The organism is Marixanthomonas sp. SCSIO 43207, from assembly GCF_019904255.1.
Taxonomy (GTDB): Bacteria; Bacteroidota; Bacteroidia; order Flavobacteriales; family Flavobacteriaceae; genus Marixanthomonas.
Genome location: NZ_CP063203.1, coordinates 435,202 through 449,646, shown reverse-complemented (window position 1 = coordinate 449,646; position 14,445 = coordinate 435,202). Strand labels below are relative to the sequence as shown.

The window sequence follows — 14,445 nt, the reverse complement described above, 5'->3', positions numbered from 1 at the left end:
TTTTAAAAAAATTAGTTATTTTTAGTGAAACCAAATCTACTATGAAAAAGTTTTTACTAATCTTAGGTCTTGCCATTACATTGATTTCCTGTGGTTCTTCTCGTTCGGTGTCAAAAAATAAAAATGTAATAGGTAATAGTAGTAATAGTAAAGAAGTAGTACGGCCTAATAAAGCTCAAAAAATTGTAGGTTTTGCAAAAACGTTTGAAGGTACTCGTTACAAATTTGGCGGAACTACAAAACGGGGTATGGATTGTTCAGGGTTGATATATACTTCTTTTAAAAATGAAGATATTCTACTACCAAGAGTCTCTCGTGATATGGCCAAACAAGGAAAACGTATTTCTTTAAGAGACGTTGCAGAAGGTGATTTGTTGTTTTTTCAAACCAGCAAAACTCATAGAAACATTAATCACGTAGGTTTGGTTGTTGAATCTAGAAGAGGCATACTCAAGTTTATTCATTCTACAACTTCTAGAGGTGTAATCATTTCATCGCTTGATGAAAATTACTGGAACAATGCCTTTGTAGAAGCACGACGCATTATGTAGTCTTCTCATTTTTTTACACTGTCCATACATTCACTTCACTTTTTAAGGATTTTAATAGCAAAACTTAGCTGTTCACATCATTTGCAAATTTTAAGTATTAATATTGAGTAATTTAGAGTTAATAAAATCAAATTGTACAATGATTTATCAACTTATAAAACCTTTAAACCCTTAAAATTATTCATCATGAAAACTTTAATAATTAGCGCAGTTTTATGCTTAAGTGTAACAATCTTGAGTGCGCAAGAAGTAATGGAACTAGACCCAACAGAATTAACTTACGCACCTTTTAACCTATCAACAATTGAACAAGAAGATAGTTTTTCATACAACGTAAATGAACGTTTTAACGGTCAATTTGCAGAAGACCCAATTGCATTTATGAATGCTCATTTTGACATTCAAAAAGTAATAGATGCGTCGGAAAACAAAAAATTTGACTCTTATATTGTTACTTTAAAAAGTAAAGACGGTTATTTAAAAGCAGATTTTGATCAAAACGGCAACCTTTTAAAAACCCAGCAAAATTTTAAAAATGTTGTTTTACCATTAGCATTACGTCAAGATATGCATAGTACCTACCAAGGATGGACTTTGGTAAAAACAAAATACAATGCAAAAACAAAAGGTGATTTACTTGTAAAAGCTTTTTATCGTGTAAAACTAGAAAATGGCAATAAAAGACAAAGCCTAAAAATTGACGCAAGAGATCAAGGAATAGGTGTAGCCGTTAATTAAAACCTTCCATTTTTAATAAATAACAGGCCATTGGGTATAGAAGCTGGTGGTCTGTTATTAGTTAATAAAACCTTTATTAACCGCTGTTTAAAACGGTATTTATTTTTAAAAAGAACTATTTCAATACCGGTAATTCAATTCAAATTAAAGAATTTCAGTACCTTAACAAGATGAAAGCACTCGTTATAGATGATGAAGAACTTGCTCGCAAGAGGGTTTTGGGATTACTTAATAAAGTTCCCGAAGTTGAAGTGAGCGGTCAATGCTCAAATGGTAAAACAGCAATTTCAGAAATAAACACTCTGAAACCTGATCTCATTTTTTTAGATATTAACATGAAAGATATGAACGGTTTTGAAGTGCTTCAAAAAATACAAACAGAATCAAAACCCATAGTCATTTTTGTAACTGCTTATGATAACTATGCCTTAAAAGCCTTTGACGTTGATGCATTTGATTTTTTACTGAAACCTTTTAAAGACGAACGTTTTTTTAGAACCATAGAAAAGGTTCTTAAAATATCAAAGAATGAAGCCAATTCAAATTTTGAAAAACGAATTATTGAACTTTTTAATCTCTATAAATTAAAGTCTGAAAATGGAATCAACCAACTCAAATTGCCCGTTAAACAAGGTAATAAGACAGTTTTGTTAAGTCCGGAGAATATAATGTATATAAAAGCTTCAGGATGTTACGCTGAGCTTTTTACAGAAGAAAAAAAGTATGTTTTAAGAGAGTCTTTAACCAATTTGCACCAACTTTTGGAAAACCATTCATTTGTACGTATTCATAGATCAAGTATTGTGAATATAGCTCACGTGAAAGAGATTATACATTCAGATTTTTCAGAAATTGATGCAAAAATGACCAATGATACATTGGTGCGTATAAGCAAATCTCATAAAAAAGAATTTTTAGAAAAACTAGGCATATAATGAGACTTTCTATCCCAAATAGTAAATATATAGATGTAAAACTGGTGCTTTTACTAGCCGGTTTTTACGCTCTTTTTGATGTTGTTTTGATTGTAAAAACAATTTATATGCAATCAATAGGGATGGAAAAAATGGATGTAATTTCTTGGAAACAGTTTTTAGTAGATAATCTGTTGTTTGACTTTATCATTGTAGTAGGGTATATGACCTTGATAGCAATAAGCACCAAACGGTTTTTAAGAAAAAACTATTCTTGGGTAAAAATTATTTCAACACATATCGTGTTCTCTCTTTTAATTGGTTTGGTGATACGGTTGTTGTTTGATTTTTATTTAATTCTTGTAGGAAAGTTACGATTTGCTGAATATGATATAGAAGGGAGTATGTTTAGATTTATGTATGTTATAGATTTAAATTTTCTAATCTATTTTGCGATGGTGTTTATGATTTACACCTATTACTACGTAAAAGAAGTAAAAAAAGCTGAGAAAAAACAAAGTAAACTTGAAGTGCAATTGGTCAATACCCGGATGAAAATGCTCTCATCACAATTACAACCACATTTTTTGTTCAATACTCTCAACTCAATAGCTGTTTTAACAGATTTAGACGCAAACAAGGCAAAAGACACCATTGCAGATTTAAGTGATTTTCTTAGAGAAATATTATATGATAATGAAAACAATAGAATTACCTTAAAGAAAGAACTTCGTATTGTAGATCATTACATAAATATTGTAAAAGTTAGATTTTCTGAACAATTAACCATTACCAAAGACATAGATGAAAGCTTGTTATCAAAAAAAGTACCCAGTCTCTTATTGCAGCCTATTATTGAAAATTCTGTAAAACACGGGTATGATTATAATCATACAGATTTACAAGTGCATATTACCATTTCTTCTTCAAAAAATCAATTGATAATGGTGATTGAAAATGACGGTGCTCTTTTAAATAAAAAACATCATCTTTTACTAAAACAGGGAGTTGGGTTGTCAAATATTAACGATAGGTTGCACAACCTCTACGGAAATGATTACTTCTTTGAAGTGAGAAACAAAGAAAATAACAAAGGGGTAGAGACGGTAATTAAAATTCCTCTCCAATAAAAAAAGCCTTTCGAAAAAGGCTTTTTTTAAACTTAAAACACAATTATTAAAATTAGTAGGTTTATTAATTGTTTTTAATTAGCTCAACAACTTTTTTTGCAACCAATCCGGCAGATGCAGGGTTTTGCCCTGTAACTAAGCGTTCGTCAACACTTACTTTTTCTTGCCACATATCGGCTTTAATTATTGTTGCACCACGTGATTGTAGCTTGTCTTCTAGTAGGAAAGGCACCACTTCTGTTAAGCCTACGTTCTCTTCTTCTTCATTGGTAAAAACACTTAGATTTTTACCATCAACTAAGTATTTTCCATTAGAAAGTTTAATATTTACCAATCCAGATGGGCCGTGGCATACTGCACTCACTATCCCGTCTTTTTCATAAATAGTAGTAGCAATGCTTGAAAGCTCCTCGTTGTTAGGAAAATCCCACATAGTACCGTGACCACCTGCATAATAAATTACATCATATTCTTCTGCTTTTATTTCAGAAGGTTTATAGGTGTTTTTTAGTTTTTCTTGAAATGCGTCATCTTCCCAAAACTTTTTATTGATAGGATCTTCTAGGTCAAAACCGTCAACCGGAGGTAAACCACCTTCAGGGCTTACAAAAGTAATGTCATAACCTTCTTCTTTAAAAACTTCATAAGCATGAGTAACCTCACTTAAAAAATAACCGGTTGTTTTATCAGTGTTTCCTAGTTGTTCATGACTAGAAAGAATCATTGCGATTTTTGGATTTTTCATAGTTTCTTGCTTTTGTGCATTACCTATCGTTAGTGAAAAAAGGACAAGTAATGTTGTGTGTATGATTGATTTCATTTAATCTTTTATTTTGATGCAAAATTAGAGGTTTAATTGATACTGAAAGATGATCAAGCGCACAGTTTTTATGTGCGATAGGTCACATAAATAAAGTGATGTATGTCACATTTTTAAGAAAGAAAATATTTTTAACCCAATAAAAATTACATATTGACAAGTGTATCTTCAATTTCTGCAACCGTCTCTCTTGCAGTTTTACCAACTCCATAAATAGTTGCCGAAGCATATCCGGTCCAGTTTCCATATCCTACCAACCAAAGATTAGGTTCTTTAATTGATCGTGTGCCTTTGGTGTCAATTTTATTATTTTCTGAAATAGTAAGTGATGACAAATGATCAAGAGATGCATTAAAACCTGTACACCAAATTACAACATCAAACGGTTCTTTCGTTCTATTTTTCCATATAACACCTTTTTCATAGAACCTTTCAAAAGGTAAATGATATTGATACACATCTCGCTTTAAAGCTTCACGTACTGTCTCAACTTGTACAATATCACCTAAAGAAGCTGTTTTGTTAAAGTTATTATCCTCTTTGTTCAAATAACGAGCTGTTGCTTGATTAAAAAGATAGCGTCCATCAATTTCTTCAGGTAAAAAAGTTGGTTCTTTTTGAGTTACCCAAGTGGTATTGGCAACTTTAGAAATTTCGGCTAATAATTGAGCGCCAGAATTGCCTCCGCCAACTACCAATACTTTTTTACCAAGCAATCCATCTGTATTTTTATAGGCTACAGAATGTATTTTTTTACCTTCAAACTTTTCGTAACCCGGATAATGAGGGATATAAGGGTTTCTGGCAGTTCCTGTGGCGCTCACCAAGGTTTTGGCTTTATATATACCATTGTTGGTTTCAAGCTTAAAGGCATCATTATCTTTAATTACTTTTTTTACAGAAACATTTCGTTCAATAGGAAAATTATAGCGGGTTTCATATTCTTGCAAATATTGTAAAAATTCATTTTTTGAAGGATATTCTTGATTCCCTTTTGGCATTTGCCATCCAGAAAGTGAACTGTAAGTAGAAGGAGAGAATAACGTAAGACTGTCCCAGGTTTCTTGCCAAGCTCCACCTGGTTTTTTTCGATCATCCAAAATAATATAGTTGCGCTTCTTTCGTCTTAGAAAATAGGCAACAGACAATCCAGACTGTCCTCCACCAATAATAATTGTGTCATAGAGCTTATATTCAGCGGGTGTTTTCATCTTTTAAATGTGAATTGCATTTATAAATCTTGGTTTTCATCTTGATGGAGTGATTTTCTTATGTGTTCTCCATCCCAGTGTTTATCGTAGGTGACAATACCTCTTTTTAAATCTTTTTCTAGAAGGTCTTCTTGTTGTTCTAGTTCTTGACGTGCTTTAAATATGTAGTTTTCATCACGATTGGGTTCCTTTGCAAGCCTTCTTAAACTCTCTTCGTCATAGGTAATAAAGTTTTGTACTTGACGATTTAATGTATATTTTCTGAATCCTAATTTATGAAGAGCAGCGCTTGCAAGTGATAATGATGTGTCTAAAGTCTCTCTGTAGATGTTTTCGATACCTAAATTTAACAGCTCATAAGCTTCATATCTGTTTTTTGCTCGCACCAATAATTCTACATGAGGATATTTTTCTTTTACTAGCTTAGCCACTTCTTTGGTTACTGAAGGATTGTCAATAGCGCAAATAAGAAGTTTGGCTTGAGCTATCCCAGCAGATTCCAGTAAATCTAATCGAGTTGCATCGCCATAATACACATCAAAGCCCATTTTTCGTAAAAAATCTACTCGGTTTGAGTCTATATCTAAGATTGTTGCTTCTACACCGTGTGATCTCAAAAAACGACCTACTGTACTCCCAAAGTGCCCAAACCCCACTAGAATTACTTTCTGTGTTTTTGCGATATGATCCATAGGACGTTTTATAGATTCTTTGGTCCCTACTTTTGGTAGAATAAACCGTTCATTAATAACACTCAATATAGGTGTAAGTGACATAGATACCGCTGTAATCACAAGCATCATATCCATCTGTTCTGGTTTAAGTATATTGAGCTGAAATGCAAACGAAAGCAGTACAAAGGCAAATTCACCAACTTGTGCCAAACTAAATGTAAGCAGTAGTTTTTGATCTAGTTTTAATTTAAAAATGCGTCCTGTTACATACAGTACAGCGGCCTTTAATATAATTATAGTAAATAGAAGACCACCAATTGTTAAAGGGCTTTCTGCAATGACAATAAAGTTAATACTTGCACCAACCGCCATAAAGAAGAGGCCTAACAGCAAATTTTTAAAAGGTTCTAGCGTGCTTTCTAGCTCGTGTTTAAATTCGCTGGTAGATAATACTACGCCACCCAAAAAGGCACCAAGCGCAGGGCTAAGACCTACAAACTCCATTAAATATGAAATAGCAAAAACAATTAAAAATGCAGCAGCAATGAGCAACTCACGAACTCCGGTTTTGGCTACTTTGCGTAAGATTGGAACGATTAAATAACTTCCTACCAAAATAATTAAAACAACCGAAGCAATAATAGCTAAAGTTTGAAGGCCAATAGGAAGATTTTCTATAAGTGAAGCTGTACCGTGTCCAGCATCTGAAGATAAATCTTGCGTACCATTTGATAATAATGGTAAAGCACCCAACATAAAAATAACGATAATATCCTGAAATAGTAAGATAGAAAATGAGCTAATACCAAATGTGGTATCCATTAATCCCTTTTCTTTTATGGTTTGTAAAGCTATAGCAGTTGATGATAATGAAACTGCCATTCCTATCACCAGCGCCACCTGCCAATCAAAACCTAAAAATGTAAATAGTAAATAGGTAAGTGTGACGGTTAATATTACTTGAATGCCTCCCATACCAATAATGGATTTACGCATTTTCCAGAAATTTTTTGGTTCAATTTCGAGGCCAATTAAAAATAACATCACCACTACACCAAATTCAGCAAAATGTAATATATCTTCACCTTCCTCACCAATAAAGCCAAGCACATAAGGACCAATAAGTACTCCGGCAATTAAATACCCCAATACTGAACTTAGACCTAGCTTTTTTGCAATAAATACACAAACAAGAGCTCCAGATAAAAAAACGATAGCTTCAAAAAGTAAGGATCCCGTCATAATTATTTATTTAATAGTGCTAAATCGTTTAAGAAATAACAGTTGGATAAAGTTTCAACTTGAAAATCATCTTGTAATAAATCAATTAAATTTTCATATTGATCGGCATAGGTGATTAAGTCTTCATCAGATAATCGATGGGACCCCATCAAAGCAAATGGTGGTAAATATTTCATGCCGCACAAGTTTGCGGTTTGTTGAAAAGGACGCAAAAATTCATTGACAGTAAAACTATTGTAACCTTCAGAACAATAAACCTCTCTTGAGCCGCCAGTTGTAATTACATTAAACACTGTTTTGCCCTGTAAGGCATTCCCTTCAGGACCATAAGCCCAATTAAATTCTAACACCATATCCATCCATTGCTTCAATAAAGCAGGGCCACTATACCAGTAAAACGGATGATGCCATATTATAATATCGTGTTGCTGAAGTAGCTCTTGTTCTTTCTTTACATTTATATGAAAAGTAGGGTAATTTTCATATAAATCGTGAAATGTGACATGGTGCTTTGTACTTAAACGATTTACCAAGGCTGCATTGGCACGTGAATTTTCAAATTTTGGATGGGCAAATAAAACTAAAGCTTTTTTCATTTGTCTAAAATAATTGAAATACTTTTCTTGAAAACCCTAAAAGCAAGATGATTAACTTAATAGGATGTTGAGTTTAATATTAAAATTAACCTTTCAGTCTGCTTAATGTTTCACGACTTACACCTAAGTAGGAGGCTAGTAGTTTTTTGGGTACTCGTTGAATGAGTTTGGGTAATTTTTCCAATAGACCATCATAACGTTCTTCTGCAGTTTGGGTTAACAATGAAAGGATTCGGCGTTGCAAACTCACATAACCATAATTGGCTTTAATTCTGAAAAAATTTGCCATTGCATGAACCTCATTGCAAATCAATTCACGATTTTCAAAACTTAAACAAAGAAACTTAGAGTCTTCAAGGCAGTCTACAAATATGGTTGCAGGTATTTGAAACTGAAATGCATAGTGATCACTTATCCAATAATTCTCCATCCCAAATCGAAGAATGTGTTCTTTTCCTTTTTCGTCTATATTATATGCTCTTATTAATCCTTCAATAATCCAAAACTCATAATCTACAGGTTGACCAACTTGAATTAAAAATTGATGTTTTTTAAGTTTTTTGTATTCAAAATGTGAAGAAACAAACTTCCATTCTTCATCGGTTAATTTAACTATTTCTTCAATATGATTGCGTAGTGAACGTAGTTCTGAATTCATCGTGCAAAATTAGTAAATTAAAGAATATGAACGCTTTGCTTAGTTTATGAAATGTTTATCATTCAATTTGTTTGTAGTAAAAAAAACGTCAAAGAATGGTACATTTTTATATAAAAAAAAGCTCCCGAATTTTCGGAAGCTTTTTCTTAGTAGCGGGAACAGGACTCGAACCTGTGACCTTCGGGTTATGAGCCCGACGAGCTACCTACTGCTCTATCCCGCGATGTGGACGGCAAAGATACAAAGGATTTTTAATCTAGCAAGTGTTTAATCAATAAAATTTAACAGCTTTTCATAAAGTTTTCGTTTAAACTTCTGCGTTTTGTACTTTTAAATGATGACAAAAAAGACTCGATATTTTTTAATCCTTTTATTTTCAACACTTATTCTTGTAATAGGAAGTATTGTAGCTATCAATTATTTTCTGAAAAATAAGGTAGAACAATTTTTGAAAAATAGATTACCTAATCATATAGTTCAATCCTATGACAACCTTCAATTAAACATTACCGAAGGTACACTTACACTTACCAGTCCTACAGTTTTCATTAAAAACAAAAATGACAACCAAACGCATACAAAAATTTCGGCAGAAAAATTAATTATTGAAGATATAAGCTATTGGAACTACCTCATCAATCATAAAATACAGGTTGACGAGATTGAAATACTTAGCCCAACCATAGTTTATCATAAGCATAAACTGAATAAAGAAAGAAAAGATGTAAAAAGTGGCGTAATTAAAATGAACAGACCATTGTTTTTGGATAAGTTAAAAATTAATGATGCTAGGCTTACTATTTATGACGGAACAAAAGATTCAGTCTTGCTTTTTACCGAACACTTTTCTATGGAGGTTGATTCTATTACAACCAATAAAAATTTAATAAAAAAACGGCTACCAATAGCTTATGGAGATTATACTGCTTCAACCGATACAATTTTTGTAAAAGTAAGCAATTTTGAAAATGCTACCGTAAAAAACTTAAACCTTCAAGATAATGATGTAACGATTAAAGGAGTGCATTTGTTTACAAAATATTCAAGACAGGAGCATGCACGTTTGTTACGCAAAGAACGAGATCATTTTGATTTAAATGTAGACTCACTTGTAGTTAAAAATGTAGATTTTGGTTTCAAAAAAAGAATATTATCAATAACCGGAGATAAAATATTTTTTGAAAACCCTTTTTTAGATATTTATCGCAACAAATTACTGGCAGATGATACTACCATAAAACCTTTGTACAGTAAAATGCTTCGGGACATTTCGTTTAATTTAACTTTAGATTCTATAAAAATCAATAATGCAGAAATTGTATATACCGAAAAAGTAAAGAAAGACAATCAAGGAGGAAAAATAAACTTTAAAAACCTTAATGCATCAATAAGTAACGTGAGTAATACTTACAAAGACCCTGTTAAAACAACCATTGCAATTGATGCCGTTTTCATGAAAAATACGCCTTTTACTACCCAATGGACTTTTGATGTTAATGACCCCAATGATCGCTTTTTATTCAAAGCCAATGTGGGTAGCTTGCAAGCACCAGATATTAATAGTTTTACCGTTCCTAATCTTAAGGTGCAGCTAGAAGGAGAAGCTAATAAAACGTATTTTACCATAGATGGTAATCACACGAGATCACAAGTTGATTTAAAGATAAATTATGATCAATTTAAAGTATCGGTTCTTAATAAGGAGGGAAATAAGAAAAACGGAATTCTATCTGCTATTGCCAATATTTTTATTTCAAAAGATAGTAATAAAAGTGATCAACAATTCAGAAAAGGATCTGGTGAAGTAACCCGTGATAAAACAAAATCCTTTTTCAATTATTTGTGGCTAAATGTTTCAAAAGGACTTAAGAGCGGTCTTACAGGTGGAAAAAATTAACTAGCCTTCTGCAATCCACGTCATTGCTTTTAAACGATTTTCTGAAGTAAAATTTTGTGTAATAGAATCTGTGAATAATGAGGAGATGCTTCCGCAGGCGTGTATCCATTTTCGGTTGCTTACCAATGCTACTTTATAAAAACGGTCTTTATGTTTAAGCTTAAAGATGGTTTCTTTAATTAAAGCAGGAAGATGAAAAGACTTTATACCCACATCTTCTATATAAAGATTGATTTGATCATAAACTTTTAATTTTGCTTCAATATCTGAAAGAAGCTTATTAACAGTTTCTGTGTCAAACTTGCCTTCTATAAGAAAACCAACTGTACTATCTGAAAAGCTAAAATTGGATAACATTGTTTATAACAAGTGATTACTCTTATAAAGATACTAAAATTTATTGTTCTATGCTTTCTGCTGAAAAAGCAACCAATTCTCCACTTTGAAACGTAGCCGAAACTTCAATAGGATTACAACATATTTCACAGTCTTCTACATAAGTAGCTGTCACAGAAGGATCAAGAAGCATTGATATTTGCTCCCAGCAATAAGGACATTGAAAAAAATGTTCTTTCAATTTGTTTTAAAATTTAATGAAACTATTATTTTAATTCTTCTAGCTCTAAAGTTACCACTTCCCATTCTTCCATAAGGTTATTAAGCTTTTTCTTTTTGGCTTGATATCCCTCAAAAAAATTGGGCTGAGCAATGGTTTCATCATAATTTACAGCCAGCTCAACATCAAGTTCTTTAATTTGTTTTTCAAGCTTGCTGATATTACTTTCTATTTTACTTAATTTATTCTGAAGCGATTTTAACTTCTTTTGTTGCTCATAATCTTCCTTACCAGATGAGGTTTTTTGTTTTTCTTTCTTTTCTGAAACGGTACGTTTTTCGGCTTCACGTAAATTCTCTAGGTTTCTTTGTTCTAAAAAATAATCAATATCACCTAGATATTCTTTGATCTTTTGGTCTTTAAACTCATAGACTCTATCGGTCATTCCTTGAAGAAAGTCACGGTCGTGAGATACCAAAATTAAAGTACCTTCAAAGTTTTTGAGCGCTTCTTTAAGTACATTTTTAGATTTTATGTCTAAGTGATTGGTGGGCTCATCCATCACCAATACATTAAATGGTTCTAATAAAAGTTTTGCCAATGCCAAGCGATTGCGTTCACCTCCCGAAAGCACTCTAACATATTTATCTACTTCTTCACCTCTAAAAAGGAAAGCACCCAAAATATCTCTTACACGCGGTCGTGTTTTCATATCGGCAGCATCAATCATTGTGTCTTCTACTGTTTTTGAACCGTCAAGATACTCTGCTTGATTTTGAGCAAAATAGCCAATCTGTACATTGTGGCCTAGATTCATCTTACCTTGATGCTCAATTTCGCCGACGATTATTTTTGCCAGTGTAGATTTTCCTTGGCCGTTTTGACCAACAAACGCAATTTTACTGTCCCGGTCAACTCTCAAATCAATGTGACTCAATACGTGATTATTGCCATAGGTTTTTGATATGTCTTCTGCCTCAATCACAACTTTTCCCGGTGTTACCGAAACCGGAAATGACAAACTCATTACACTATTATCATCTTCATCAACCTCAATACGATCAATTTTATCCAGTTTTTTTATAAGTGATTGTGCCATGCTAGCTTTACTTGCTTTGGCTCTAAACTTTTCAATAAGTTTTTCTGTGTTTTCAATCTCTTTTTGTTGGTTTTTCTGTGCAGCAAGTTGTTGTTCTCGTAGCTCAGCACGTTGCACCAAGTACTTAGAATAAGGATATTTGTAATCGTATATTTTTCCTAAAGATATTTCAATAGTTCTAGTAGTTACGTGGTCCAAAAACATCTTATCGTGTGACACTACAACGACAGCTCCTGCATATCCTTTTAAAAACTCTTCAAGCCAAAGAATGGATTCAATATCCAAATGGTTTGTAGGTTCATCTAGCAGTAAAATATCATTATTTTGAAGTAATAATTTTGCTAGTTCAATACGCATACGCCAACCGCCTGAGAACGTTTCAGTGGGTTTGTTAAAATCATCCCTTTTAAATCCTAATCCTTGTAATACACGTTCTGTTTCTCCTTGATAATTATAACCGCCGTGAATTTCATATTGTTGCTGTACATCATTAAGGTCAATCATCAATTGGTTATAGCTTTCGCTTTCATAATCAGTTCGTTCGGCTAGTTGTGTGTTGATGTACTCAAGTTTTTTTTCAAGTGATTTTATATTGGTAAAAGCTTCGTAAGATTCTTCTAGAACCGTTCTTCCTTTTGTAAAATCTATATCTTGTTTTAAAAAACCAATGGTAACTTCTTTATCGGTTGCAATTTGTCCTTCGTCATATTCTTGCTCATTGGCTATAATACGAAGCAAAGTAGATTTACCGGCTCCGTTCTTTCCTACCAAACCTACACGATCACCTGGTGTAAGTTGAAAGGTAATTTTTTCAAAAAGGTACTCACCTTGAAAAGAAACAGAAAGATTATGAATGTTTAGCATGAATGTAACAATTGTAACAGTAAATTTTTGCAAAGATGCTTAAATTTGTAGTGGTAAAAAAATAACTATGAAAGGCTCAAAATTATATAGCATATTTACGGGAACATGTCCTGTGTGTCATACTGGTAAAATGTATAAAAATAAAAACCCGTACATTTTTTCTGAAACATTAAATATGCATGACAACTGTCCGCATTGTAAAACAAAATTTAAAATTGAACCCTCTTTCTTTTACGGTGCCATGTATGTTAGTTATGCAGTAGGAGTTGCATTTGCAGTAGCTGCATTTATAATTTCATATTTCTTTATAGGGTTGGGTAGGTTGCACACCTTCTTTGTTATTTCGGGAACGTTAGTAGTTTTCTTTCCTATAATCTTAAGGTTGTCACGTAATATTTGGATTAATTTTTTCTTTAAATACAATCCAGAAAAGGCAGATTAATTTGTGTACCTTTTTATATTAACCTCATTAGGCAAGTCACCGTTTTTCTCTGCAAAGTTATAAAGCCACTCTGCCAAAAGAGGAGCCATTAAAATGCCTCGTGTGCCCAAACCATTAAAAAAGTAAATAGCATCGTGCTGTAATTTGCCAATAAGAGGTTTTCTGTCTTTAACAGTAGGACGTACGCCCGCAATTTGATCAATAATTTCAAAGTCACAAGAAATTATTTTGTCAAGTTTTTTAAGTATTGTGTTTCTTGCTTCTTCTGTAGTGTGTGTTGTGTGGTCATTTCGGCTGTAAGTTGCACCCACTTTATATACATCATTACCTAGCGGAATAATAAATAAAGCACCTTTAAGTATTACTTCATTTTTAAGCTTGGGAGCTTTAATAAATAAATATTCACCTTTATTAGGAACAAAATTTTCTACAGGAAAATACGGATTTTTTATAGCCGAAGCACCTTCAGAAAAAACAACTTTGTTAGCTTTAATATCTTGATAGGTAACACAAGTTTCTTCTATTTGAAGTTTTTCATAATCAAATGCTTCAGTGATTAGTTGATTATTTTGTTGAAGCATTTTTTTATAAGAACTCAAAAAAATTGAAGGGTTTACTTTTCCACTTTCTTCTACTTTACCAAACCCGAAAGGTGCTTGTATTGCTTCATTGTGGTTTTTTATGATTTCAGAAGAAAGGAAAGGGGAGAGGTTGTTTTTATCGCCGGCAACTAACCAATCGTTTTGCTCTTCAACAGAATTAAATATTCTAAATATCGAGGTTTTTTCAAGTAGTTCAACGTCTAGATTTTCTGAAATAGATGTATAGAAAGGAATGGCTTTTTTTAAAAATTCTTGCCCTTTCCAGACTGCTGTAAAACGTTTTAAAACTACGGGATTAAAAACTCCACCTGAAACAAGGGTGGAGTAATTAGATTTTTTATCAAAAGCAAGAAAGCTTTTATTGTTTTTACGCAAAGTTTCACAAAAACTTATACCGGCAATTCCTAAGCCAACAACTATGTAGTCTACTTGTTTCATAAATGATAGGTTG

15 protein-coding genes and 1 tRNA gene are annotated in these 14,445 nt (G+C 32.6%); 6 read left to right on the top strand and 10 right to left on the bottom strand.

The window, feature by feature from the left end; genetic code table 11:
* Nucleotides 1-41: 41 nt before the first annotated feature.
* The 4 genes from INR76_RS02135 (at nt 42) to INR76_RS02120 (ending at nt 3,333) form a co-directional block, all read left to right on the top strand.
* Nucleotides 42-551, top strand: a complete 510-nt coding sequence (locus INR76_RS02135) for a C40 family peptidase (protein WP_223109025.1) — start codon at nt 42-44, stop codon at nt 549-551.
* Nucleotides 552-737: 186 nt separating this feature from the next.
* On the top strand, nt 738-1,289 hold the full coding sequence (locus INR76_RS02130) for a hypothetical protein (protein ID WP_223109024.1): 552 nt from the start codon (nt 738-740) through the stop codon (nt 1,287-1,289).
* Nucleotides 1,290-1,459: 170 nt separating this feature from the next.
* A complete protein-coding gene (locus INR76_RS02125) occupies nt 1,460-2,224 on the top strand; it encodes a LytTR family DNA-binding domain-containing protein (RefSeq protein ID WP_223109023.1) in 765 nt (254 codons plus the stop codon).
* Nucleotides 2,224-3,333 (top strand): sensor histidine kinase, encoded by a 1,110-nt coding sequence (locus INR76_RS02120; protein WP_223109022.1) that lies wholly within the window; start codon nt 2,224-2,226, stop codon nt 3,331-3,333. The genes INR76_RS02125 and INR76_RS02120 overlap by 1 nt, the downstream gene beginning before the upstream one ends.
* Before the next feature lie 64 nt (nt 3,334-3,397).
* Here the strand turns inward: INR76_RS02120 and INR76_RS02115 are convergent, their stop codons facing one another.
* The 6 genes from INR76_RS02115 to INR76_RS02090 all read right to left on the bottom strand — a co-directional run bounded on the left by INR76_RS02115 (nt 3,398) and on the right by INR76_RS02090 (nt 8,757).
* Nucleotides 3,398-4,153, bottom strand: coding sequence for a type 1 glutamine amidotransferase domain-containing protein (locus INR76_RS02115; RefSeq protein WP_223109021.1), 756 nt, complete (start codon nt 4,151-4,153; stop codon nt 3,398-3,400).
* A 146-nt stretch (nt 4,154-4,299) separates the two neighbouring features.
* A complete protein-coding gene (locus INR76_RS02110; protein ID WP_223109020.1) occupies nt 4,300-5,364 on the bottom strand; it encodes an ArsO family NAD(P)H-dependent flavin-containing monooxygenase in 1,065 nt (354 codons plus the stop codon).
* Nucleotides 5,365-5,384: 20 nt separating this feature from the next.
* The gene (locus INR76_RS02105) at nt 5,385-7,280 is read right to left on the bottom strand and encodes a monovalent cation:proton antiporter-2 (CPA2) family protein (protein ID WP_223109019.1); all 1,896 of its coding nucleotides are present in this window, start codon (nt 7,278-7,280) and stop codon (nt 5,385-5,387) included.
* Between the two features lie 2 nt (nt 7,281-7,282).
* On the bottom strand, nt 7,283-7,876 hold the full coding sequence (locus INR76_RS02100; protein ID WP_223109018.1) for an NAD(P)H-dependent oxidoreductase: 594 nt from the start codon (nt 7,874-7,876) through the stop codon (nt 7,283-7,285).
* Between the two features lie 85 nt (nt 7,877-7,961).
* The gene (locus INR76_RS02095) at nt 7,962-8,534 is read right to left on the bottom strand and encodes a Crp/Fnr family transcriptional regulator (RefSeq protein WP_223109017.1); all 573 of its coding nucleotides are present in this window, start codon (nt 8,532-8,534) and stop codon (nt 7,962-7,964) included.
* Between the two features lie 150 nt (nt 8,535-8,684).
* A tRNA-Met gene (locus INR76_RS02090) sits at nt 8,685-8,757 on the bottom strand.
* Nucleotides 8,758-8,871: 114 nt separating this feature from the next.
* Between INR76_RS02090 and INR76_RS02085 the strand changes: the two genes are divergently transcribed.
* Entirely contained in the window at nt 8,872-10,431 is a 1,560-nt protein-coding gene (locus tag INR76_RS02085) for a hypothetical protein (RefSeq protein WP_223109016.1), read from the top strand.
* Here INR76_RS02085 and INR76_RS02080 read toward each other — a convergent pair whose 3' ends face one another.
* Genes INR76_RS02080 through INR76_RS02070 form a run of 3 tightly spaced genes read right to left on the bottom strand, consistent with a single transcriptional unit; the run spans nt 10,432 to nt 12,950 of the window.
* Nucleotides 10,432-10,788 (bottom strand): STAS/SEC14 domain-containing protein, encoded by a 357-nt coding sequence (locus tag INR76_RS02080; RefSeq protein ID WP_223109015.1) that lies wholly within the window; start codon nt 10,786-10,788, stop codon nt 10,432-10,434.
* A 40-nt stretch (nt 10,789-10,828) separates the two neighbouring features.
* Nucleotides 10,829-11,008 (bottom strand): CPXCG motif-containing cysteine-rich protein, encoded by a 180-nt coding sequence (locus INR76_RS02075; protein ID WP_223109014.1) that lies wholly within the window; start codon nt 11,006-11,008, stop codon nt 10,829-10,831.
* A 25-nt stretch (nt 11,009-11,033) separates the two neighbouring features.
* Nucleotides 11,034-12,950 carry an ABC-F family ATP-binding cassette domain-containing protein gene (locus tag INR76_RS02070; protein WP_223109013.1) on the bottom strand — a complete coding sequence of 639 codons (1,917 nt, stop codon included), beginning with the start codon at nt 12,948-12,950 and terminating at the stop codon, nt 11,034-11,036.
* Nucleotides 12,951-13,011: 61 nt separating this feature from the next.
* Here INR76_RS02070 and INR76_RS02065 point away from each other — a divergent pair, with 61 nt between their 5' ends.
* A complete protein-coding gene (locus INR76_RS02065; RefSeq protein WP_223109940.1) occupies nt 13,012-13,392 on the top strand; it encodes a DUF983 domain-containing protein in 381 nt (126 codons plus the stop codon).
* Here INR76_RS02065 and INR76_RS02060 read toward each other — a convergent pair.
* Nucleotides 13,389-14,432 (bottom strand): FAD-binding oxidoreductase, encoded by a 1,044-nt coding sequence (locus INR76_RS02060; protein ID WP_223109012.1) that lies wholly within the window; start codon nt 14,430-14,432, stop codon nt 13,389-13,391. The two genes, INR76_RS02065 and INR76_RS02060, sit on opposite strands and share 4 nt — an antisense overlap.
* Nucleotides 14,433-14,445: the final 13 nt, after the last annotated feature.

What these genes read in the sequence shown, in the direction of transcription:
- INR76_RS02100 (WP_223109018.1), bottom strand. Translation starts at nt 7,876, where the DNA reads ATGAAAAAAGCTTTAGTTTTATTTGCCCATCCAAAATTTGAAAATTCA.
- INR76_RS02070 (WP_223109013.1), bottom strand. Translation starts at nt 12,950, where the DNA reads ATGCTAAACATTCATAATCTTTCTGTTTCTTTTCAAGGTGAGTACCTT.
- INR76_RS02130 (WP_223109024.1), top strand. Translation starts at nt 738, where the DNA reads ATGAAAACTTTAATAATTAGCGCAGTTTTATGCTTAAGTGTAACAATC.
- INR76_RS02080 (WP_223109015.1), bottom strand. Translation starts at nt 10,788, where the DNA reads ATGTTATCCAATTTTAGCTTTTCAGATAGTACAGTTGGTTTTCTTATA.
- INR76_RS02125 (WP_223109023.1), top strand. Translation starts at nt 1,460, where the DNA reads ATGAAAGCACTCGTTATAGATGATGAAGAACTTGCTCGCAAGAGGGTT.
- INR76_RS02115 (WP_223109021.1), bottom strand. Translation starts at nt 4,153, where the DNA reads ATGAAATCAATCATACACACAACATTACTTGTCCTTTTTTCACTAACG.
- INR76_RS02060 (WP_223109012.1), bottom strand. Translation starts at nt 14,432, where the DNA reads ATGAAACAAGTAGACTACATAGTTGTTGGCTTAGGAATTGCCGGTATA.
- INR76_RS02120 (WP_223109022.1), top strand. Translation starts at nt 2,224, where the DNA reads ATGAGACTTTCTATCCCAAATAGTAAATATATAGATGTAAAACTGGTG.
- INR76_RS02105 (WP_223109019.1), bottom strand. Translation starts at nt 7,280, where the DNA reads ATGACGGGATCCTTACTTTTTGAAGCTATCGTTTTTTTATCTGGAGCT.
- INR76_RS02095 (WP_223109017.1), bottom strand. Translation starts at nt 8,534, where the DNA reads ATGAATTCAGAACTACGTTCACTACGCAATCATATTGAAGAAATAGTT.
- INR76_RS02135 (WP_223109025.1), top strand. Translation starts at nt 42, where the DNA reads ATGAAAAAGTTTTTACTAATCTTAGGTCTTGCCATTACATTGATTTCC.
- INR76_RS02085 (WP_223109016.1), top strand. Translation starts at nt 8,872, where the DNA reads ATGACAAAAAAGACTCGATATTTTTTAATCCTTTTATTTTCAACACTT.
- INR76_RS02110 (WP_223109020.1), bottom strand. Translation starts at nt 5,364, where the DNA reads ATGAAAACACCCGCTGAATATAAGCTCTATGACACAATTATTATTGGT.